This window comes from Granulosicoccus antarcticus IMCC3135 (genome assembly GCF_002215215.1).
In the GTDB taxonomy this organism is placed as follows: Bacteria; Pseudomonadota; Gammaproteobacteria; order Granulosicoccales; family Granulosicoccaceae; genus Granulosicoccus; species Granulosicoccus antarcticus.
Window position 1 is genome coordinate 5,240,758 of sequence record NZ_CP018632.1, and the last position, 22,843, is coordinate 5,263,600.

The window sequence follows — 22,843 nt, forward strand, 5'->3', positions numbered from 1 at the left end:
ACACTCAACGAAAGCGGAAAACATCGTGATCTATCTACTGTCTCAAATGGTGTTTGCCCTGGTTCTGGCCGTGTTGCTGGGCGCCGCATTGGGCTGGATTCTGCACCGCAATACCAAGGACAAGGACACCAGCAAGTTCAAGAACGTCATCAATCGACAACGGCAGCAGTACAGTCAACTGCAATCGGAAATTGCCATGCTGACGGACGACTATGACGAACTGCAACGCCAGTCTCATGACGAATTGATCGAGCTTCGAGAAGCCAACCAGCAAATCCCCTCTCTCAGCACGAACCTGGAAAAATCCCAACTCCTGGTCAGTCAGATGCTGAAAAAGCATGACTCGCAGTTGCGCGAACTCAACACGCAAAACCAGTCATTGGCAACGCGGCTCAAAAACGCTGAAAGCCACGAGCAAGCCTATTACAAGCAGCAAGCGGATCTGGATAGCGAGCGTCGAAATCAGGACAGCTCATCCATCGAGATCATTGTCGCCACAGCCGCCATGCTGGTCGAAGATGACGACAATCTGGATGACACCGTACTATGGGAACAACCTGCCAGCGCCCCGACCGCCTCCGCATCGACTGCCCCCACACCAGACACCCGCACTCAGCCAGTTATCAGTAGTGCCCGCAACACGGGTAGCTGGGCGTCTGCACCTGTCACAATAAATGCTGACCGCGAAGATGAGCAGGAAGCAGCGGACGCAAACTCCTCAGCTTCTGACGACTCCCTGGATGCTTCTGAAGCCGTTGCCGTGCTTGATGAAACATCTTCGATTGATGAAGAAGACCTGGATGCCGTGCATGTCGTCATCGACGAGGACATCTGGGGCATTGACGACGACGAATCAGTGAGTGAAGATCTGGATCTGACGGCTGCTGTAGGTTATTTCTCGGATGACGAGTCGGATGAAGAATCCGGTGATCATGACAATAGTCTGGCCTTCACTCAAGTCATCGACAATTCACCGGTCATTTTCCTGAATGCAGATACGCCAGAATCTGACTCGAAGAGCGATTCTCGGAATGCTGCGGCTGCGTCGAATGGTGTAGCAGCCGCAGCACCCGCTGGCGAGACTCACAGAAGCACTTCAGCAGCGGACGCTTCTGAGACGGTCTCAACGGAACAGCAGCTTGAACTGCCTGAATTACCTGAACTGCCCGCTGATGTTTTTGACGTTGATCCCTTCGATCAGGTCATCGAGATCGGCGACGATCTGCAACTCGGGCTGGATGATACTTCTGATGAAGAGGAGTCGAACTCGTTCGATCCGGTCGAGCACCGTGATGATCTGCAACAGATATTCGGCATCGATCATTTGACCGAGATAGCTTTGAACGATCTGGGTATAACCAGCTTTGCGCAACTGGCAAAGCTGAAGCACCATGAGATCGAGACAATAGCCAATGCGCTGAAGATTGTGCCTGAGCGCATCGAACGCGATGACTGGGTAGGTAATGCCCGCAGTCAACTGGAAGACGTGCTCGAAGATCTGTAGCTGGCTCGTCCCTTGCACTTGTTTGATAGTCGCTCTGTACCCGCGTTCGCCTGAACCATGGTGTCTGGTGGTTGGCAGAGCATTCCCCTCGTTTCACAATCAAACAGCCTCTTGAACCGGATCAAAGATTACCTTCGACGCGACACCCCAGGCGTTGCGGCCAACTTGCGTACGGTGCCTCGATGCAAATCACTGGCGCACCTCGCCTTTTGTGTCTGCCTGCTGCTTCCTCTGCAGGCAATGGCTGCTGGCGAAAAAAGCCTCGACCCGAGCCTTGGTTTCAGTGATTGCTCGATCGGTACGGGGGCTGGCAAACTGCTTGCCCAGTGCACCACACTGATGGTGCCTCTGGATCCGGAAGCTGCCGACTCAGGCTCACTTGAACTTGCCATTGCCCGCATACCGGCACGTCGTCAATCTGCCAGCACAGAAGCCTTCACCCTATTGGCAGGTGGCCCCGGGCAATCAGCACTGGAGTCCTTCCCGGCTGTCTCATTTGCCTTTCGCCACATCATGAGAGATTACGATGTGATTCTGGTCGATCAGCGTGGCACCGGGGACTCTGCCCGCCTGAGCTGCCCTGACGCCCCGGATTCACTGGGCACGGAATTCGAACTGGATACAGAGCATCTCAGCGAGCTGGCACAAGAATGCCTCGACAGCCTGGAACACGACCCACGCCTGTTCACCACCAGCGTTGCGGTCAAGGATCTTGAGCAGGTTCGCCTGGCACTGGGTATCAGTCAATGGAATCTGTATGGCATTTCCTACGGCACACGAGTCGCCCAGCATTATCTGCGCCGCTACCCTGACAGGGTTCGAACCATGGTTCTGGATGCCGTGGTGCCACCGGAGGTTACATTAGGTCCGGATATCGCCCCATTGGCGCAGCGAACGCTGGACCTGATCTTTCAGCGCTGTGTTGATGACAGCGGCTGCTTTGAAGCCTTTGGTGACTTGAAAGAGCTCACCCGGACATTGCTCGAATCACTGGAAAAACAACCACGCACTCTGACTTTTGAGGACGTTGCCACCGGCAAGCTCACCACCTTGGAATTTACCCGTGAGCATCTGGCGATCACCTTGAGGCTGATGTCCTACAGTTCGCAAACGGCAGCCATTTTACCTTCGATGCTGCACGAAGCTCTGATCAACGATAACTTTGCACCTCTTGCCCGTCAGGCCAATCTGCAGAGCCAGTCACTCGGCGACTCCTTGTCCACCGGTATGCATCATTCAGTCATCTGTACCGAGGATGCCCCGTTCATGACGGCCGTCCCTGTGGATGAAGATCCAGAGTTCAGTTATATGGGCGATGCGGTGGTCGACTCCCTGCTCGCCAGTTGTAAACCCTGGCCAGTGGGGCGTATTGATGAGGACTTCAAAGAGCCACTGATCTCCGATAAACCGGTACTGATACTCTCCGGTGAGGCTGACCCTGTGACCCCGCCCCGCTATGGCGAACAAGTTGCCAAAACTCTGGTCAACTCTCGCCACCTGATCAATCCGCAACAAGGTCATATGCAGGCACCTTTTGGCTGCATGCCGGTGCTACTTGCCCAGTTCGTGGAAACCGCAGATGCCCTGTCACTGGATACTGATTGTCTGGAGAGGATGCGCGTCTTACCCTTTTTTATCGATGCTAACGGGCCGCTGCCATGATAATCGCAGAGCAGCTGCACAAGAGCTTCAAGCGTACCGGTTCAGGTTCCGGCCTGCTGTCGCTGGGCAAGCGCTTCGGATCAAGGAAAAAACCGACTACGCTGAATGCCAATCGAGTGGTCGCTGTCGAGTCGGTGAGCTTTGCCGCTGAAGATGGCAGAATCACCGGTTTGCTGGGGCCTAATGGCGCGGGCAAGTCAACGACTTTGCGTATGCTGGCCACCTTGATCAAACCGGATCACGGCAGTGCCCGTGTCGATGGTTTTGATGTGAGCACGGATGTTCTGAAGGTGCGGCAACATCTGGGCTTCATGCCGCACAACGCGGGCATTTATCCTAGGCTGAGTGCTCGTGAAAACATTATCTACTATGCACGCCTGTGTGGTTTGAACAAGGTACAGGCAGAGGCTCGTGTCGGCCAACTCATCGAGCAGCTGGATATGCACAGCTTTGCCGATCGTCGGGCAAACGGCTTTTCGCAAGGCCAGAAAACCAAAGTGGCACTGGCCAGAGCTCTGGCTCATCGTCCTCAGACTCTGATGCTGGATGAACCCACCAATGGACTGGATGTCATGGCAACCCGTGGGCTGCGGGAGATCATTCGCCAGCTGGCAGCTGATGGACACTGTGTGGTCTTCTCCAGTCACATCATGCAGGAAGTGGCTGCACTGTGTGATCACATCGCAATCATCTCCGATGGCAGCATTGCCATGCAGGACACGCTATCGGGCATTCTTGAACGTACCGGCGAACAGGATCTGGAAGATGCCTTCATCGCCGCGACCCGGATACTGGGCGACAGGAGCCCGACATGAATCTGTTCATCATCATGTTCAAGGAGATTCTGGACAATCTGCGTGATCGCCAGACGGTGTTCTATGCACTGCTATTCGGGCCCGTTCTGCTGCCTGTATTGCTTGGCGGCTCTCTGGTAGCCAGCTTCAAGCAGCTATCCATCAATTTTGATCAGGTGACCTCATTGAGCGTGGTCAATGCCGAGCAGGCGCCACAATTGATGGAGTTTCTGTACAGCAACAACATCGATATCACCGCCGCACCAGAGAACGTTCAGGAAAGCGTGCGGTACGGAGACAACCTTGTAGTACTGGAAATACCCGATGATTTTGGCGCACAACTACGCCAGGGCCAACCTGCCCCGCTGACTCTGCATGTGAACAGTGCGGACAAGGAATCCAGCAAGGCTGAGCGTCGTGTTACCGCAATTCTCAACGTCTACGAACGAACACTCAACAGCCTGCGGCTGCAGCACCGCGGCATAGATCCGTCCACCTTTGACAGTCTGGATATCATCCAGAACGATGTCTCCAGCGATGGTGCCAGTGGACAGCTACTGGCATCCATTCTGCCGTTTCTATTCATCATGTCGATGGTGATGGGAGGCTTTTATCTTGCCATTGATACCACTGCTGGCGAACGTGAACGGCATTCACTGGAGCCCTTGCTCAGTCTGCCACTGGAACGCAGTGCCGTGGTTTTTGGCAAATACGGTGCAACGCTCTGCTTTGTCACCCTGTCCAGCATTCTGACGGCATTGAGCATCTATACGCTGTTCCGACTGTTTCCGGTAGAGCTGATGGGCGGGCAGATTCGCTTTGATGGCCTGACAGTGACCCGTGCCTTTTTGCTGGCAAGCCCACTACTACCTTTTATCTCGGCCATGCTCATAACGGTCTCGGCCATCACCCGCAGTACCAAGGAGGCGCAAACCTACCTGGGACTGCTGATGCTGGTGCCCATGGCGCCGTTTTTTCTGCTCCAGTTCCTGACTTTGCGCTCAACCACGGCCTCCATGTCCATTCCCATGCTCAGCCAGTACCAGCTACTGGAAAGCGCGGTATTGGGAGATACCATACCGTGGCTGCACATCGGCCTGTCCGCAGCCGGGACTCTGGCCGCCACCGCACTGCTGCTCTACTGTGCTGGCCGGCTGTATCAGCGGGAACGACTGCTGGATTGATCACCACGCGGCGGCAACGCGGAAAGAAGAGATGCAGGGCATCTAAAAACGCAAAAAACTTGTGTCCCTGGCCCCTGGTGTCATGTCAGTAATTCCAGCAATTTCTTGCGCTGAATCTTGCCGGATGGCCCTTTGGGTAACTCAGCCATGAAATGGATTCTGTCGGGACATTTGAATGCCCCGACACGCTCGACACACAGTTCCAGCAACTGTGCTTCGGTGACTGTGGAGTTATCCTTGACACTGACAGCGGCCTCCACGCGTTGACCGAAATTATCGCAAGGCCTGGCAAACGCTGCCGCCTCGACAACATCGGCATGCTGATATAGAACATCGTCGATTTCACGCGGTGCGATATTCTCCCCGCCCTTGATGATCAGTTCTTTTAGCCGACCCGTGATGAAAAGATAGCCCTCATCATCCATGCATCCCAGATCGCCGGTCCTGAACCAATCGCCTGCCACCATGGCCTCACGCGTGGCAGTTTCATTCCTGAAATAGCGGGACATGACATTAGCACCCTTGATCAGCAACTCACCTTCCTGGCCTTGCGGCATGTCGTTCAGCTGGCTATCCACGATTCTGACCTCATCGCCTACTGGCAAACCGGGAGAACCTAGCTTGCGCACTGCGGGCGGCATGGGATTACTCAATATCTGCGCAGCCGTCTCCGTCAGCCCCATGGTTTCAATCATGGGAATACCAAAGCGCTTTTCGAAATTGGCATGCATGGCTGGCGACAAGGGGGCCGAGGCCGAACGCCCGAATCTCAGAAAAGTGCGTTCGACATTTTGCTCGGCATCTCGCAGCAGATACGAGATTTGTGTCGGCACCACACTGAACCAGCTGCATTGGTAGCGATCCACCCATTCCCAGAAACCAGAGGTGGAGAATTTGCCCGGCACCACCACGGAACCTGCACTGACCAGCGGGCCCATGATGGTCACACACAGCCCATTGATGTGATAAAGCGGTAATACGCACAAGGCTCGATCCTTATCACTGAGCTCATGCCCCTCGGCGATATTGATACCGCCGGCAATCAGGTTGCCATGGCTCAACACCACCCCTTTTGGCCGCCCGGTGGTACCACTGGTGTACATGAGCAAAGCATCAGAATCATTGCCTGTTTGCATTGACTCCGGCGATGTCCCCTCACGCTTTGACTCAGCCGCACCCTCGCTACTGCCTGCTGAAGACTTGGCAAGTAACGAGTCAATCCACACATCATCAACACTGAGCACCGAGGGTCTGATTCGCTCTGTTTCCTCTGCCAAGGGTTCACAGGCGCTCTCGAATGCCTCACTGTTCACAGCGTCCCTGATCAGGCTTTCATGCTCTGACTGAGTCAGAATGAGTATGGACTCGGAATGTGAAAGAACGTAGGCAATGACGTCCCGGCCTGCCACCAGGTTGATGGCAACGGCACGATAACCGCCATAAAGCAGCCCCAACACGGTTACGGCACAACAGCGCCCGTTATGCATGGCATACGCAACACTCTGTCCGCGCTTGATGCCCTGACTTGACACATAGTCTGCCACCGCTCGTACTTCTGTCAGTAAAGCGGCGTAATCGAGACTCTGCCCCGTATCAGCATCGATCAGAAACGGCCTGACAGCGTTATCTGAAGCACGGGCTTCGATCAAGTCTTGTAGTGTTCCACGATTATCCATGAGTAACAGAACCGGGGTTGTGAGTGGCGAGGGAAGTCATTTGATGGTCCGACAGGTTCAGCGACCCGCGGCGGCCCAGTAGTCCTTGAACACCTCGTCAACCGATGGCTCATTGGCCGGAATAGGCCGAACGATGCGCGTGATGTTCATGAAATGACGATAGTGAAGGTTGTCATCGATCGAATTGCCTCCCCAGCTGCCGCAGCCCATCGACAGAGAAAACGGTAATCCGTTCTCGAACGATCCGCCAGTGGCAAAACAGTGAGCCTGGTTGACGATCACCCGACAAGTGGGCATGGAAAGTCCCAGGCGAACTGCACGCGAGTCATCACGGCTATGCAAGCCTACCGAATGACCGGCCCCCTGAAAGGCCAGCACTTGCTGTGTCTTCTGCATGGCAGCCTCAAAATCATCGACCACATACAGCGTTAACGCCAGTGACAGCTTCTCCCCCGATTCGGGAGCATCTGCACCGACAGCATCGCCGGGCAAGATCACGAACTTTGCCGTGCTCTGATCAGCCACCTGAACACCTGCCACTTCCAGAAATACATCGATATCCTTGGCTATCATGTAGCGATTCAGATGCCCCTGATCGAACAAGGAGGACTTCACTGCCTGTGCAGCAGATTCATCCAGCCATCGTCCACCGTGTGCATGCAGGGCTTGCAGAAAATCATCCAGAACACTTCGCACCACAATCACACCGTTCTCCGAGCTACAGGATGTGGCATTGTCAAAGGTCTTTGAGGCGGTAATCTTCTTCGCAGCTTCGTCAAGATCTGCTGTCTCATCCACGATCACCGTTGCATTACCCGCACCGACACCCAAGGCGGGTGTGCCGGATTCATACGCTCGCCGGACATTATCCTGACTGCCCGTCACGATGATCAGGTCGACAGCTTCCATCAGACGTTGTGTCTTTATCTTGGATGAGGGCGACGGCACCATCTGTACCAGATCATGATCCAGCCCCAGCTTGTCGAACTCGGCGTGTATGTGTTTGAGCAGTACGGCACAGACATCAACGCCTTTGGGTGAGGGTGAAAGGATGATCGCATTGCCACATTTCAAGGCATTGATCACGTTGTTGGCTGGCGTGGCAGCAGGATTGGTAGAGGGGACCACCGCCCCTACTACACCAATAGGGCGAGCAATTTCGGTCAGGCCTTTGTCAGGCTCTTCCTTGATCACACCCACCGTTCTGACATCTTGTATATCGCGCAACAAACCCAGCGTTTTGCGATGATTCTTGATGGTCTTGTCGGCAACATTTCCCAGACCGGTCTGCTCCACCGCTTGAGTCGATAACGCTGCATTTCGAGCAGGTTCCATGATCGCCCAGGCTGCTGCCAGTGCCGCCATATCAAACCGGGACTGGTCTGCATCTCTGGCAAAGCTCTGCTGTGCCTTGCGCGCACGGGCGACCAGATCATCGACCAGTGCGGCCTCAGCAGCTGCGTTCTGCGCTGAGCTCAGTGATTGTTCTGCCATGTTGATATCCCCTTCTATTTCAAATCAGCCAGGAGACCAGTCAGAGTCTCCTTGCGTGCTGTCCACATCGCTTTGACTTCATCGCGACTCATGACCTTCACGGGTGAGCCGCCTGATGCCATCTGTGTACCAATGCGTTCATCGGCAAACATGGCTGCAAATTTTTCAGCCAGCAGCTCGATGATCTCGTCGGGTGTGCCAACCGGCACCATCACCCCACGAAAATTAACCGATGCATCATCCACCTCATAACCTGCCTCAGCCAGGGTCGGCACTTCGGGAAGCAGCTCCTCGGAGCGCGACAGATCGGCGATCGCCAGTATTTTCACGTTACCCGCTTCACGAGCACGATAGGCATCTGACAGATTATTGATACCCGCAACGACATCGCCGGCAATGACCGCTTTCATGGCAGCAGCCCCACCACCCGAGGTGGGGATATAGGCCAGCTTGCTGTCGATGGCTTTTTCAATTTGCAGAGCGGCTATATGATGGCCTACGTACAGGCCCGCACCCGATACCGTCACTTTGCCAGGGTTCGCTTTGGCAAAGTCCAGCAGCTCCTTGATTGTATTGTAGGGACTGTCGGCAGGCACCACGATGACAGCCGGATCAGCCCCCCAATTGGCAATGGGTTCAAACGAGTCAGCGTCATACCTAACGCCCCCCTCGATAGACTGTGCGATGAAATGCGGAATGTTGTAGACAGCCATTGAATAACCGTCATTATCGGCATCTGTCGCAAACCAGTTCCAACCGACACGACCACCGGCACCCGGCTTGTTGATGATGACAAGGGGCTGCCTCAGGTATTCATCGTTGCTAGCCAGCATGGTCACGGTACGCGCCTGAAAATCTGTCGCTCCACCCGCACCATACGACACCATCATGGATATCGGACGTTCAGGAAAAGTGTCTGCCAGGCTGACTGTCGAAGCCATGAACGAGGTCGCGGCCATCAGAGCCGTTGCCAGAATGCGTGTCTTCATGATGTTCTCCACAAGGTTAGGATCGAATCGAATTGAACTAATGCAAGCGCATTGATTATCGAAATCAGAAAAACAGACCACGAGGGGTCTGGACCTGCAACAGCATCGTGAACAGGGCATAGATAACGCTCATGAACCCTGCAGCCACCAGGCAACGCCTGAGCCAGGCCTTCGGCGAGCCATGCGAGGCGGGATCGTACAAACTGTAGATGGATACAAACGCTATATAAGAAGCTGCGTAGAACCCCAGGAATTTTGCCGCGAAGTAGACGAAAACGATCATCACGACGAGCCCTGGCGCAATGCGAGTGATGGTCAAACCTGATACCCCTTCCCCCACTTTGGCCAGCCCCGATGCCGCCCTGATGAAGTTCCACACCGCCAGAAGCAACATGATGCTGCCAATCATGCGTGGAAAAAGAAAGGCACTGGCTGGCTCACGAGTAAAACTGAGCCAGGCCACGGTCAGGGCAAGAACCAGAATGGCGGTACCCGGAATCATGTGCTGCAATCGTGAAGCAGTTGCCATGGTTTCCGCGTTTTCTGAAATTACCGCACTTGCATTATCACCGCTCATGATTTTACTCCGGTATCTGCATCAGGAACTGCTCCAGGAACTGCTCCGGGACTTGCTTGCGCCGAGGGCTCCCGCTTCGAGCTTAGGAAACTCCATGCTATTGAAGCCAGCACCAGGATCACCAGAAACAGATTCAGGGGGCCGGTCAAGAAATAGACGATAGGTCCATCCATGGCATTGGCGATCATGCTTCCCTGAATGAAGTTCGCCTCTGCTATCGGCCCCAGAATCAGTCCCAGTACCAGCGGTGCTGCAGAAAACCCCACTTTTTCCAACAGATACATACTCAGTCCCAGCGTCAGCATGATGTACACATCACCCATGGATTGTTGCACCGAGTAGCTGCCGAACAGAGCCAGCACCATGACGGATGCCGCCATGACAGGAGGAGGAATATGAGCCACGCGGGCCGCGTAGCTGGCCACCCAGATACCAAAGACAACCATCAGAATCTGACCAACGAGCATGGAGTTGATGAAGGTCCATGCCACTTCCGGATGATTATCAAACAGGTCCGAACCGGGAAAGATACCGTGAATCAACAAACCACCCAGCAGTACGGCCGCCGTGGGACTTCCCGGAATGGACAGCGTCAACAACGGGACCAACGAGGGTCCAACCATGGCGTTATTGGCCGATTCTGCAGCAATGACACCAGCAGGGTTACCCTGCCCGAACGAATCGGGATCCTTTGAGAACTTGCGTGTCTGATCGTAGGCAAGCAGCCCTGCAATCTGCCCACCGACGCCGGGAATCAGCCCGATGATCGAGCCTACAACCGTACCAATCGACAGGGCCTTGGTATTCTTGCCCAGTAATCTGAGGGAAGACATGAAGGATTGTTTGTGCACGCTGACGGTTGTTACGCAATGTTCCACCCGGCCCCTGGCCAGCATTTCGATTACCTGCGGAATGGCGAAGATGCCGATCAATGCGGTAATGATATTCACGCCACCTGTCAAAGAATCATGGAAGATGAAGCGTTGCGCACCCTGGATATCGTCATAGCCGATCATTGACAACCATAAGCCCAGACAACCCGACAACAGGCCCTTTACAAAGGAGCGCGAATCCAGCGAACCGATGACGGTAACCCCCAATATAGCCATCCAGAAAAGATGTGAAGGGCCGAAGGCCAAGGCCCATTTGGACAACACCGGGGTCAGGAATATCAGCAGCAAAACGCCGATGACGCCGCCGACCCCAGAGGCCAGAAAAGAGACGTGCAGGGCTTCCGTACCACGGCCCTTTTGCGCCATCGCATGCCCATCCAGCGCCGTGGCTATGTTGGCGGGTGCTCCGGGGATCTTCAGCAAGATGGCGCTCACCGCCCCACCTGCCACCGTTGCCGTATAGGCCGCACCCAGCAGTATCAGTCCTTGGGTGGCCTGCAGCTGAAACGTGAACGGTATGAGTAGCGCGACGGCCATGGTCGGCGACAGACCCGGCGTGGCCCCCAGAATCAGGCCCCCTATCGTACCGCCCAAAAGCAGCATGAACGACAGCGGTTCAAAGACCCCACCGAAATATTGCAAGAACTCCATAACTCTATTTCCTGAATGGCATGAATCCACTGTAAACAATGAAAATAAAAATGCAAACGTTTACATTCAGATAATCGTGCCGCATTATCAATGCGGGAAATGGTTACTGACATTCGGAGTACCTATGAATAAGACGCCAGAACACGCTGCCCGCAAACGCTCACGATCGCGCAAGGGGGCGCCCGGAATTCTCGATGTCGCTCTGCGAGCAGGCGTGTCCGGTGCAACCGTATCGCGCTACTTCAACAATCCTGATGTGGTGCGCCCTGACACCCGGGTGCGTATCGAAAAGGCGGCGCGTGAACTAGGCTATATTCGCGATCGGATCGCGGGGGCATTGCACGGCAAGATGAGCGGCAGCGTCGGTCTGATCGTCCCCACTATCGATCACGCGATCTTCTCCGAACTGATTGAAGCCTTCTCCGATCGCTTGCATCAGAATGACAGAACCATGCTGATTGCCAGCCACAACTATGATCTGGAACGCGAGGTCGATATCGTGCGCTCCCTGCTGGAACGACGCATTGATGCGGTCGCTCTGGTCGGTCGGGATCATTCAAGCGCGGCGGTGGAGATGCTGAAAGTGCGTGGCATTCCGGTCGTGACACTATGGAATGCCATCGGCGTTCAGGGTATTCCCAGTATCGGTACCGATAACCGTCAGGTGGCCATTGATATAACCGAACATCTGATCAGGCTCGGGCATCGGCAAATTGCCCTGTTGTTTCCCGATACACAATTCAATGACCGAGCGCGCGATCGCAAGACGGGAGCCCTGCAAGCGCTGAAAAGCGCAGGAATCAGCGTACCGGATCACTGGAATCTTCCCTGCCCCTACGACATGGCTACTGCCAAATCGGTGGCTATCCAACTACTGGAGAACAACCCGCCCACAGCCTTTGTCTGCGGCAATGACATTATTGCTCATGGTGTTATTCATGCAGCGACACGGCTCGGAATCAAGGTACCCGCACAAGTATCGGTTGTCGGCATTGGTGACTTTCGAGGCTCCTCTGCCATTGAGCCACCCTTGACGACGGTGCGCCTACCGGCATGCAGGATCGGACAACTAGCCGCAGAGGCGCTGATAGACAAACTCAGTTTTCGGGATGGTGCGATACGGCCCGATCATGTTCTGCCGACACAGCTGATGTTGCGAGAATCCACCGCCCGCGCCTGTCGCTGAGCAGTAATGGACTCGACTTTGCCAACCGTTACTGCTCTTTCAGCGCTTGAGTCAGCGGCACCCTCAGGAAAACACTCAGGAAAACAATTGATGGCCTGCTACTTACCAGACTTGGACTTGCCCGCTGCGGGTGAGCGGCGCTTCTTGGTTGTGCCAGAAGGGACACCCGAATTGCGCTTGCTGACGGCCAGCGACTTGTCACTGGGTTCCTCTCCCATCTCGATGACACTGGCATCGTTCACCACCTTGGAGCCTGGCAGAGTTCCTGACATCCGATCCAGTGCCAGGCGCGACTGACGCCAGCGCAGTAAATAGCCACCCAGTGCACCACCGGCGGTGGAGATGGTGAGTATGCCCAGTGTCAACATATTGGTGACCAGCATCAGCACACCCAGGCTGCTGACAGCCATGAAAGCCAAACCGACCTTGAGGTTGGCACTGCGGCTGATGCTGCGTTCACGTTGCAGCAATTGCTTGTGAGTCTGCTTGACCAGGCGCTCGCGCTCGACGTGTGCGCGCTCTTGTAACTGTGCCTTGTCGGCACTGGCCTGCTGCATCACCTCGGAGCGGGTCCGCTCGATCTCGCGGTTCAGCCGTTCCCGTTCAGTGGCATGCTCATCACGCAGCTGGGTAGTGCCTCGTTCGGCATCCATCCGTGCCAGAGTTGATAGCCACAAAGCCGTCACGCACGCAATGATGGCGGCCGGCAAACCGGCACGCAGCAGCAGATCCTCAGTGGTTGCGCCCAGATTGACCCAGAACAGAGCCAGCGTGACCACCTGGACCAGCACAATTCCTGGCAGATATCGAAACATGAGTAGTCTGACGACTCCATTGATGCGTGTTTCCTGCATGGTACACGAGCAACATGAGTACACTATCGCTCATGAGTCTGGATGCCTATCTCCTCACCCGCCATTGGCGTGATACTCCGCAAGGATTGGAACTTTCCCTGTGGGCCTGTTCCGATCAGGGACCGGTTCATCTGATCATTCGAGGCCAGCAAGCGGTCTGTTTCATCGAACGATCAGTGCCAGTTTCACTGCCCTCTGGCACCTTGCGAAAACCGCTGGAGCTGACGTTACTGCACGGTGAGGCGGTGGATGGACTGTATTTTCGTCAGCAGCGTGACTTGCAGCAGTTGCGCCAGAGTGATTTACCGCTTTGTGAGTCCGACATCAAACCGGTGGACCGCTATCTGATGGAACGCTTTATCCGGGCGCCAATCCGCATCGAAGGCACCGTGGAGGCAGTTGGAAACCATTACCGGGTCCGTCAGCCCAGGTTATTGCCCGGCAACTACCAGCCGCAGCTGCGAACGGTTGCCATCGACATCGAGACCCGGGGCCGTAGCCGCACACTGTACTCGGTTGCCGCAGCCATCATGCCCTCACAGGACATATCGAAAGACGCATCGCAGGATGTATCAGAAGACGCCCCTGCCGATGTGGTGTTCATGATCGGTCAGGCGCAGGATGAGATGCGAGATGGCTACAAGCTCATCTACAAGTCTGATGAAAAGACGTTACTGAACGCATTTTTCGACTGGATCATCGATATCGACCCCGATGCTCTGACCGGCTGGGCGGTGGTCAATTTCGACCTGAACTTCATGGATCAGAAATGTCAGGCACTGGGCATCCCTTTCCGACTCGGCCGCGGTGGTGAAACCGCTGCGGTGCTGCAACCGGGCAACCCCGGATCACCGCGCATTGCGCGAGTGCCGGGGCGAGCTGTTTTTGATGGCATCGACTTGCTCAAGGCAGGATTCTGGTCCTTCGACAGCTTTTCACTCGACAATGTGTCCCATGAACTGCTGGGCACCGGCAAGCTGATTACCGCAGAACAAGACAAGGTAGCCGAGATCAATCGTCTGTTTCGTGATGACAAGCCGCAACTGGCTGACTACAACATCCGCGACTGCACCCTGGTCAATGAGATCTTCATCAAGGCGGATCTGCTGGCCTTCGCCATTCAGCGTGCCAATCTGACCGGCCTGGCGCTGGATCGGCTCGGTGGTTCGGTGGCAGCCTTCGACAATCTGTACTTGCCACGGCTGCATCGGGCAGGTTTTGTAGCACCCGATGTCAATAATCGCAGCAACACTGCGGGCAGCCCCGGGGGCTATGTCATGGACTCGGTACCAGGCTTGTATAAAAACATTCTGGTGCTGGACTTCAAGAGTCTGTATCCCAGCATCATTCGTACTTTCTTTATTGACCCCATGGGGCTGGCGGTGCCCGGAGAGAATCCGGTGCCAGGTTTTGTCGAAGCCACCTTCTCCAGAGAACAGCATATCCTGCCAGGCCTGATTGAAGAGCTCTGGGCAGCCCGTGATGAGGCCAAGCAACATCGCAATGCGCCTTTATCACAGGCCATCAAGATCATCATGAATTCGTTTTATGGTGTTCTGGGTACCACGGGTTGCCGCTTCTACAGCCAGCAACTGGTCTCCAGCATTACCCGGCGCGGCCACGAGATCATCACCCGTTCACGCGACTGGATCGAGGAACAGGGCTACCCTGTCATCTATGGCGATACCGATTCATTGTTCGTACTGGTCGGCGAAGGCCGGGATGCGCAAGCCTGTGCAGAGGTGGGCAACAGTCTGATGCAGGCATTGAATCTGTGGTGGACTGAAGAACTGTCTCAGCGTTTCGGGATAGCCTCTCATCTGGAAGTGGAATATGAGACCCACTACTCGCGCTTCTTCATGCCCACGGTACGTGGCATGCCCACCGGTAGCAAGAAGCGCTATGCGGGACTGATAGAACCAGACTCGGTGCTGATCGTCAAAGGCCTGGAGGCGGCTCGCACAGACTGGACACCGCTGGCGCGAAATTTTCAGCGCGAGCTGTTTCGGCGGGTATTCCTGGACCTGCCATTTGACGAATTCGTGCGCACCACCGCCGAGCAGCTAAGGGCCGGTGAACTGGATGAGCAGCTTGTTTATCGTAAACGGATTCGGCGGGCACTGGATGATTACCAGCGCAATGTACCTCCGCATATTCAGGCGGCACGCAAACTACCGCACAGCGGCAGAACCATTAGTTATCTCATCACTCGTAATGGCCCGGAGCCGCTTGAGAAACAGGAATCGGCTCCAGACTACCAACATTATCTGGACAAGCAGCTGGCACCGGCTGCCGATGGCATTCTGCAGTTTCTGGACACCAGCTTTTCAGCAATTACCGATGCACAGTTGCAAATGTTCTGAGTATTCGGCTGCGCCAGCTTCTACTGCCCCGCCTGTCTTTTTATTCCTGAGTTTTCAGAAAATCGCCATGCGTGAAAACGAAGTCAGTCTTGGCAGCAATCGAATGACAGCCTGAACAGAAGGCGCTCTCTCCAGCATCCCCTTTGTAGCTATCTGCCCAGATCCAGTTGTCTTTGGAGAGCTCGTCAGTTTTAGCCACTTTGACACTGATGGTGTGGGCCGCCTTGCGGTTGGCTTCCCAGTCGGCCTGATCAGCGAATTGTTCTTTTACGATGACAGAACCTTCTGGCAGATTGTAAGGAGCGCTGCCCAACAAAGCCTCCTTGGCTATGTCGTTGACGTAGACATCACGATAGCCTTCATCACCCATGTGAACGCCACCCAGAAATCGGGTCGGGTTACCGGTGCTGGGCTCAAGCTCTGTGACCTTGGTCCACGACTTGTAGTCCGCCCATCGAGGATCAGCATCCCTGAACGGTGCAGACAAAGTACTGCAACCAGCCAGTAAAGCGCTGATAGCAACGACTGCATTGAGCTTCATGTATGCGGCTTTTCTCACGTTAATCCCCTCTTTCTATGTTCGGAATGATCGGACCACCTGCAAAATTCTGGCCCTTAACTATGGACTCCGGCTAACGTCAAAAATTCCGCACAAGGTGCAAAAACCGCAAATGAATAAACCAGAAAACAGTACCGCCTGACTGTCAATACCTACAGTCAAGCGGCGCTGTTAAATAATGTAAAACCTGTTAGATCGCGGCGGCAGCTTTGACCTGTCGACGACGCTCTGTCAGAACAAACTCGGTATAGCCATTCGCTTGTTCCCGCCCCAGCAGTACCAGATCCAGCGCAGCCTGAAAGGCGATGCTGTCCTGAAAGTTCGGAGCCATGGCCGTGTAGCCAGCATCATTGGCATTCTGTCCATCAACAACCAGCGCCATGCGTTCCATGGCATTACGAACCTGCTCGATGGTGATGATCTCGTGCTGTAACCAGTTAGCCAGAAACTGGCTGGATATACGCAATGTGGCACGATCTTCCATCAGGCCCACATCATTGATATCTGGCACCTTGGAACAGCCCACACCCTGATTTACCCAGCGAACCACATAACCCAGAATACTTTGTGAGTTGTTGTCCAGCTCATGCTGAATTTCTTCAGTTGAGAAGTTGCGTCCCTGCTCACTCAAAGGAATGGTGAGGATGGCATCAACGCTGGCCTTCTGGCGGCTCTTCAGAGTTTCCTGAACCGCATGCACATCTACCTTGTGATAATGCATTGCATGCAAGGTGGCGGCAGTTGGCGAAGGTACCCAGGCGGTATTGGCACCCGCTTCCGGATGAGCCTGCTTGGCTGCCAACATGGCTGCCATCTGATCCGGTATTGCCCACATGCCTTTACCGATCTGACCATTACCCTGCAGACCAGAAGCCAGGCCAACATCCACGTTGTTGTCTTCATAGGCAGCCAACCAGGTCGAGTTCTTCATCTCGCCCTTGGGCACCATGACACCGGCGTACATGCTGGTATGCATCTCATCACCGGTACGATCAAGGAAACCGGTATTGATGAAAATGACACGCTCGCGAGCCGCTGAAATACAGTTTTTCAGATTGACAGAGGTGCGGCGCTCTTCATCCATGATGCCCATCTTCACCGTGTTTGCCGCCAGACCCAGAGCTTCTTCAACCATGGAAAAGAGCTTGACTGACAGGGCTACTTCATCGGAACCATGCTGTTTTGGCTTGACGATATAGACACTTCCTGCGCGAGAATTACGCGCATCTGTCTCGCCCTTCTTGAGATCGTGCATGGCGATAAGACTGGTGAACATCGCATCCAGGTAGGATTCTGGAACCTGCTTGCCATCAGCATCGAGTACTGAATCTGTGAGCATATGGGTACCCACATTACGCACCAGCAGTACGCTACGACCTGGTAATGTCATGCCATTGCCCTGCATATCGATATAGCCTCGATCCGGGTTCAGCTTGCGAACCAGCTGCTTGCCGTTCTTCTCGACTTGCTCAGCCAGGTCACCTTTCATCAGGCCCAGCCAGTTGCGATAAACCAGTACCTTGTCATCCGCATCCACGGCTGTCACCGAGTCTTCACAATCCTGGATGGTCGTCAGAGCCGATTCCATGATGACATCGGAGACTCCTGCCGCGCTGGCACGGCCAACCGGGCTGGTTTTATCAAAGACGATTTCCATGTGCAGGCCGTTGTTCTGCAGCAGAACCGAGGCAGGCATGGCCGCATCACCCGTATAGCCAACACATTGCTGTGGGTTTTTCAAACCGACTTCACTGCCCGATGCCAGCGTCAGTTTCAACGCACCATCGACAATGGCATAGCTGGTTACATCGGCATATCCGTTCTGGACCAATGGAGCAGAGTCATTCAGCAGCTGGTTGGCCAGTGCCACGACCCGTTGACCGCGAATCGGGTTGTATTCCTTTTTACGTTCGGCACCATCAGCTTCGCTGATAGCATCAGTACCGTACAGAGCGTCATACAGACTGCCCCAACGTGCATTGGCGGCATTCAGTGCATACCGTGCGTTATTGACGGGTACAACCAGCTGCGGACCCGCAATGGTGGCGATCTCAGCATCCACTTTGGAAACCTGCACACTGAAATCTTCGACGATCGGCTCCAGATAGCCAATTTCGACCAGAAAAGCCTTGTAGGCAACCGCATCAACAGCACCAGGATGCGCTTTGTGCCACTCATCCAACTGTGCCTGAATCTGATCACGGCGCGCCAATGCCGCCTCATTACGAGGCCCCAGCTCAGCCAGAATGCCTGCCAGAGAGGTGAAAAGTGCATCGGCTTCGATGCCCGTGCCCGGCAGTGCTTCATTAACAATGAAATCGTGCAGGGATGAAGCGACTGTCAAACCGCCAGCAGTCTTAACGCTCATAATTTTTCCAGTAGGTTGAAGGCTAGATTGTCGGTAGCAAGTTGCCGCGACCTAACCCGTAATTCTACCAGAGCAGGACCCTATGAGCGATCTGTGTAGCACGTCACGGTCAATTTACGACGTAGTTCCGCAACACCTGCCAAAGAGCTGTTTATCCTTTGCACATCTTTTCAGAACCCGACAACGGCTGAATCTCGAATGAATCCACTGCTACGTCATAGTATCCTCTCCCTGGCCATTGCAAGCCTTGCGGCCTGCTCCTCTAGCGACAACACTTCAAGAATACTCACAGCCGAGGATGGCACCAGCACCGACGTCATCGATACCGATACGCCGATCGACAACAGTGACACTGATTCAGTCGATTCTGATCAGCCGGTTGACACAGTCCCTGACTTTGGCGATTTGCCAGATCCCACCATTCCGACAGTGGATCTGTTGGCAGCCCCCATTCCTGGCCCTTCACTAAGCGACCCGTTCGGCTCTTTGCTGGAAGTGGACAATGAGGCAGCCACCGCGGGCGGCCCACCCACCCAACCCAAGAACCTGCGCATCGATCTGGTTTCCAATGACTGGGCAGAATTCAGCTGGGCACCATCCAACGATGACAGCGCTGTTGTGGCTTACCGTATTCTTCGCAGCGACGGACATGTCTATACCATCCGTCAGGATCAGACTGATGCTGATGGCAATGCCCAGAGGGAAATCGACAAGTACTGGAATACGACCTCTTTCATGGACTGCAATTACACGCGCTTTGCAACACGACTGCACGAATGCGCCATCAATGGCCCCAAAGCGGGCGACATCTTCAGCTATGAAGTGATCGCTGTCGACGATGAGGGCCAGGAATCAGCACCTTCCGACCCTATCACTATCACTTATCACGCCACCAGCGGTGCTGCCGTGCCCTTGTACGCCGACCCCTTTCTGGACGAGAGTCGCTTTGCGCAAAACCACGATCTGAGCAATACGGCCTATTTCATGGACAAGTTCTCGGTCGTATTCGAAGATGAGTTCAATACCGATGTCATCGACAGCGCCCGCTGGAATACACAGCTGGTCTTTGGCGATGAGACCATCATCAACGGTGAGCAGCAATACTTCGTAAACTCTCAGGATGAGCCGGACTTTGGTTACAACCCGTTCAAGATTGCTGATTCAATCCTGACGATTGAAGCCATCCCCACACCTGAGGAACTGAAAAGCTCTCTGCCGGATGTGTGTAACGATGCCAACAGCTCTGGCAAGGACCAATGTCTGTTTCTCTCAGGCGCTTTATCCACTCATGACAAATTCAACATGACCTACGGGTATGTGGAATCACGCATGAAGACCAGCGATACCTTCGGTGCCTTGTCCAGCTTTTATCTGTACCACCGTTACCCCGGTGAAGGCGTCAACCTGCACGCACCGGAAATTGACATTGTCGAATACCTGGGTGAAAACCCCTTTGGTGACGAAGATGCTTTCCAGACATATCACTATGCGGATGTGAATACAGGAGAGCTTCGTTCTGCGCCGACCATGAATTTCAAGAACCCGGATGGCAGCCTGTATAGCGATGAGTTTCACACCTACGGTGTTCTGTGGGAACCGCAACTGGTTATCTGGTATATCGATGGCAAGGAGATCAAACGAATGAGCGGCCCTCAGGTGGCGCGTCAGGGCATGAACATCGTGACCTATCTGGTAACCGGCAGTGGCTGGGCACCGACGCCGGATATCGAGGCTGGCAACTTCCCGATCAGTCTTGAAATCGATTATATCCGTGCCTGGCAGCGTGATGCTTACAGCACCAATGGATTATATCCGCAGTAGCATTCTGCGCTGTTGCCAAGCCCGGACTCAAACAACGAGTTCGGGCTTGCATCAGTATATTTAGGGACTTGAATATCTTTAGCGACTTGCATTATCCTTTCCGACTAGAGCTACTCAGGCCAGCTAGTACTTTTCACGCTCGGGGCAGAATGCCCCCCCCCCCTCACAAGCCAAACCTCAGGATAATTGCTCCAGCAAGGCGGCAGCCTGATTGGAGCCCTGGCGCTCCAGAGCTTGCAAGGCTGCACGTCCACCAGCAGCATAGGCTGCCACCGCATTTAGCAGATCCCCCAACTGTCTGGCCGAAGAGGCATCAAAGCGACAATGGGCACCACCGGATAGTTTGGCGACCTGAGCCAGGGCGTAGCTGGCATTCGGATCATGGCCTTCCTGGAATACGAAGACCGGCATTCCCAGTAAGCGTGCCTGACCGGCCAGGTTGCCCAGCTCATCGATATTCTCTTCAACACAATCGCCGACGAATACCAGTGCCTGGACGGGTTTGGCACGACACTCGGCCAGCGCATGTTTGAGCACTCGCCCAATTTGAGTTCTGCCAGCCTGGCATGTGACCTTGCGCATCAGAGCGATGACCTTGTCCGCATTGTCCAGCCACTTCGAGGCACGACATTCATCGTAACCTCGGTAATACACCAACTGCACATCCAACGTACCGATACCGCGGGTATGGATGAACATGTCACTTTGCAATGACATCGCCTGGTCCCAGGTACGCTGGCGACTGGCCGTTGCATCCAGTGAGAAAATCAGGCGGCCACGGCCTTCTCCGTGGGTGGTTGCCGGGGTCACTTTGACCGCGTCCAGAAACGCATCGACCTCATTACGCGTACTCAGTGCCTCAGAGTTGCTGACACTGGCCTTCGATGCACCACTCGATGATTGAACAGGCGCATCGGCAGAAGCTGATGATGTTGTGCCTCGCCCTGTTTTTTTATTCCCTATCATCCAACCCTCTCCTGCTCTGAGGGCCTGGCGCCCTACTCTCCTGTTATTGTCAGTTCACAATCACAGTTTTTCAAGCGCACTACCTCGTTACAAGATCAGGCTGGAGCCTTGCCGCCTGGAATACGAATTTTCTGACCGGGGTAGATCAGGTCCGCATCTTTGATGACTTCGCGATTCGCCTCGAACAGAGCGGGATAAGCCATCGCATCGCCGAGATAGGATTTTGCAATCTTTGACAAAGAATCACCGGATTGCACCGTGTAATACACCACATCAGCCGCAGCGGCCGGAGATTCCAGACCGGAGACATCAACATCGGTGACGCCTTCAACATTGCCTGCTATCAACACGGCTTTTTCCATTGCCTCTGCAGAGGCGGCCTTACCCGTCAGAACAACCTTGCCACCTTCATAAGAGACATCCAGGCCTTCAATTCCGGGGTTATCACTCTCCAAAGCCTCTTTGATCTTGCCCGACGCATCATCTTCAGAGTCAAACAGCTTCTTGCCCATGTCTTTGGCAAAATCGAATAGTCCCATCGTGAAATACCCTTGTTTTATTGAAAGAATTTGATCAGCAATCATTGCTGTCGACGGTACGGTAACACAGTCAAATCACGTTCAAGAGCCTTGGGTAATTCAGGCCGAGGTCGACATATGGCGGTCAAACAATTGCAAGGCCGCCACCGAGGCAAGATCTGCCATCCGGCCATCTTTCAGCATTGCATCAAACTGAGCCCGGGTGAATGATTGCGTAATCAAGCCCTCTTCCTCGACCTCCGGACTGGCTTCACCTGGCGTCAGCTCTGTGGCCAGATACACATTGACGGCCTGATTTGAGTAGCCGTAGGCTTGAAACAATCTGCCCAGATGGACAATGCTGTTGGCCGTCAATCCGGTCTCTTCTGCCAGCTCTTCAGCGGCGACCTGCTCCGGAGCCGTATCGGGTTCCAGCTCTTTCGAACCTTGCGGAAATTCCCAATACCGACCGCCTACCGGATAGCGGTATTGCTGAACCAGATGAAATTTTTCACCATCAAACGGCACAATCAGTGAGAAATCGGGCTTTTCCACCACACCATAAAGACCGTCATCGCCATTGGCGCGCCTGACCCTGTCCTCGCGCACGGTCATCCATCGATTCTTGTAGACCGTTCTGGAATCGATTCGGCGTAATTCTGGTTCAGCCATGGCGAGCAAGCTCCGAGCAGGAAAGATCGAATGGGCATGTTACCAACATGTCGCAGGCATCATCGACTGCTGTACAAGGCATCGACTATTTATTCAACATTTCTGCAACGCA

Annotated in this window: 18 protein-coding genes; 7 read left to right on the forward strand and 11 right to left on the reverse strand. The window is 54.5% G+C overall.

Annotation, left to right across the window (positions count from 1 at the left end; genetic code table 11):
* The first annotated feature begins 25 nt into the window (after positions 1 to 25).
* The 4 genes from IMCC3135_RS22765 (at position 26) to IMCC3135_RS22780 (ending at position 5,144) form a co-directional block, all read left to right on the forward strand.
* Entirely contained in the window at positions 26 to 1,504 is a 1,479-nt protein-coding gene (locus IMCC3135_RS22765; RefSeq protein ID WP_157736213.1) for a hypothetical protein, read from the forward strand.
* Between the two features lie 111 nt (positions 1,505 to 1,615).
* The gene (locus tag IMCC3135_RS22770; RefSeq protein ID WP_157736214.1) at positions 1,616 to 3,166 is read left to right on the forward strand and encodes an alpha/beta hydrolase; all 1,551 of its coding nucleotides are present in this window, start codon (positions 1,616 to 1,618) and stop codon (positions 3,164 to 3,166) included.
* Entirely contained in the window at positions 3,163 to 3,981 is an 819-nt protein-coding gene (locus IMCC3135_RS22775) for an ABC transporter ATP-binding protein (protein WP_088919683.1), read from the forward strand. Before IMCC3135_RS22770 ends, IMCC3135_RS22775 begins: the two co-directional genes overlap by 4 nt.
* Complete coding sequence (locus IMCC3135_RS22780) at positions 3,978 to 5,144, forward strand: ABC transporter permease (protein ID WP_088919684.1); 1,167 nt, start codon at positions 3,978 to 3,980, stop codon at positions 5,142 to 5,144. The genes IMCC3135_RS22775 and IMCC3135_RS22780 overlap by 4 nt, the downstream gene beginning before the upstream one ends.
* 80 nt (positions 5,145 to 5,224) lie before the next feature.
* Here the strand turns inward: IMCC3135_RS22780 and IMCC3135_RS22785 are convergent, their stop codons facing one another.
* The 5 genes from IMCC3135_RS22785 to IMCC3135_RS22805 all read right to left on the reverse strand — a co-directional run bounded on the left by IMCC3135_RS22785 (position 5,225) and on the right by IMCC3135_RS22805 (position 11,424).
* Positions 5,225 to 6,820, reverse strand: a complete 1,596-nt coding sequence (locus IMCC3135_RS22785) for an AMP-binding protein (protein ID WP_088919685.1) — start codon at positions 6,818 to 6,820, stop codon at positions 5,225 to 5,227.
* 57 nt (positions 6,821 to 6,877) lie between these two features.
* A complete protein-coding gene (gene sauS / locus IMCC3135_RS22790; RefSeq protein ID WP_088919686.1) occupies positions 6,878 to 8,314 on the reverse strand; it encodes an acylating sulfoacetaldehyde dehydrogenase in 1,437 nt (478 codons plus the stop codon).
* A gap of 14 nt (positions 8,315 to 8,328) precedes the next feature.
* A complete protein-coding gene (locus tag IMCC3135_RS22795) occupies positions 8,329 to 9,303 on the reverse strand; it encodes a Bug family tripartite tricarboxylate transporter substrate binding protein (protein ID WP_088919687.1) in 975 nt (324 codons plus the stop codon).
* A gap of 64 nt (positions 9,304 to 9,367) precedes the next feature.
* Positions 9,368 to 9,880: a tripartite tricarboxylate transporter TctB family protein gene (locus IMCC3135_RS22800; protein WP_205737673.1), complete on the reverse strand. Its 513-nt coding sequence runs from the start codon at positions 9,878 to 9,880 to the stop codon at positions 9,368 to 9,370.
* Positions 9,877 to 11,424 (reverse strand): tripartite tricarboxylate transporter permease, encoded by a 1,548-nt coding sequence (locus IMCC3135_RS22805; protein WP_088919688.1) that lies wholly within the window; start codon positions 11,422 to 11,424, stop codon positions 9,877 to 9,879. Before IMCC3135_RS22805 ends, IMCC3135_RS22800 begins: the two co-directional genes overlap by 4 nt.
* A 124-nt stretch (positions 11,425 to 11,548) precedes the next feature.
* Between IMCC3135_RS22805 and IMCC3135_RS22810 the strand changes: the two genes are divergently transcribed.
* Complete coding sequence (locus tag IMCC3135_RS22810) at positions 11,549 to 12,610, forward strand: LacI family DNA-binding transcriptional regulator (RefSeq protein ID WP_088919689.1); 1,062 nt, start codon at positions 11,549 to 11,551, stop codon at positions 12,608 to 12,610.
* Positions 12,611 to 12,708: 98 nt separating this feature from the next.
* On the opposite strand, the gene IMCC3135_RS22815 is transcribed toward IMCC3135_RS22810, so the two are convergent.
* Positions 12,709 to 13,425 (reverse strand): hypothetical protein, encoded by a 717-nt coding sequence (locus IMCC3135_RS22815; RefSeq protein WP_157736216.1) that lies wholly within the window; start codon positions 13,423 to 13,425, stop codon positions 12,709 to 12,711.
* 53 nt (positions 13,426 to 13,478) lie between these two features.
* Between IMCC3135_RS22815 and IMCC3135_RS22820 the strand changes: the two genes are divergently transcribed.
* Positions 13,479 to 15,827 (forward strand): DNA polymerase II, encoded by a 2,349-nt coding sequence (locus IMCC3135_RS22820; protein ID WP_205737674.1) that lies wholly within the window; start codon positions 13,479 to 13,481, stop codon positions 15,825 to 15,827.
* 40 nt (positions 15,828 to 15,867) lie between these two features.
* On the opposite strand, the gene IMCC3135_RS22825 is transcribed toward IMCC3135_RS22820, so the two are convergent.
* Positions 15,868 to 16,386 carry a cytochrome P460 family protein gene (locus IMCC3135_RS22825; protein ID WP_157736217.1) on the reverse strand — a complete coding sequence of 173 codons (519 nt, stop codon included), beginning with the start codon at positions 16,384 to 16,386 and terminating at the stop codon, positions 15,868 to 15,870.
* 190 nt (positions 16,387 to 16,576) lie between these two features.
* A complete protein-coding gene (locus IMCC3135_RS22830; protein WP_088919693.1) occupies positions 16,577 to 18,754 on the reverse strand; it encodes a malate synthase G in 2,178 nt (725 codons plus the stop codon).
* A gap of 198 nt (positions 18,755 to 18,952) precedes the next feature.
* Between IMCC3135_RS22830 and IMCC3135_RS22835 the strand changes: the two genes are divergently transcribed.
* Positions 18,953 to 20,575: a glycoside hydrolase family 16 protein gene (locus tag IMCC3135_RS22835; RefSeq protein ID WP_088919694.1), complete on the forward strand. Its 1,623-nt coding sequence runs from the start codon at positions 18,953 to 18,955 to the stop codon at positions 20,573 to 20,575.
* A gap of 177 nt (positions 20,576 to 20,752) precedes the next feature.
* On the opposite strand, the gene IMCC3135_RS22840 is transcribed toward IMCC3135_RS22835, so the two are convergent.
* The 3 genes from IMCC3135_RS22840 to IMCC3135_RS22850 form a co-directional block, all read right to left on the reverse strand.
* On the reverse strand, positions 20,753 to 21,541 hold the full coding sequence (locus tag IMCC3135_RS22840) for a VWA domain-containing protein (protein ID WP_236994641.1): 789 nt from the start codon (positions 21,539 to 21,541) through the stop codon (positions 20,753 to 20,755).
* Positions 21,542 to 21,636: 95 nt separating this feature from the next.
* A complete protein-coding gene (lysM, locus tag IMCC3135_RS22845) occupies positions 21,637 to 22,080 on the reverse strand; it encodes a peptidoglycan-binding protein LysM (protein WP_088919695.1) in 444 nt (147 codons plus the stop codon).
* A 99-nt stretch (positions 22,081 to 22,179) separates the two neighbouring features.
* Positions 22,180 to 22,731, reverse strand: a complete 552-nt coding sequence (locus tag IMCC3135_RS22850) for an NUDIX domain-containing protein (RefSeq protein ID WP_205737675.1) — start codon at positions 22,729 to 22,731, stop codon at positions 22,180 to 22,182.
* Between the last annotated feature and the right edge of the window lie 112 nt (positions 22,732 to 22,843).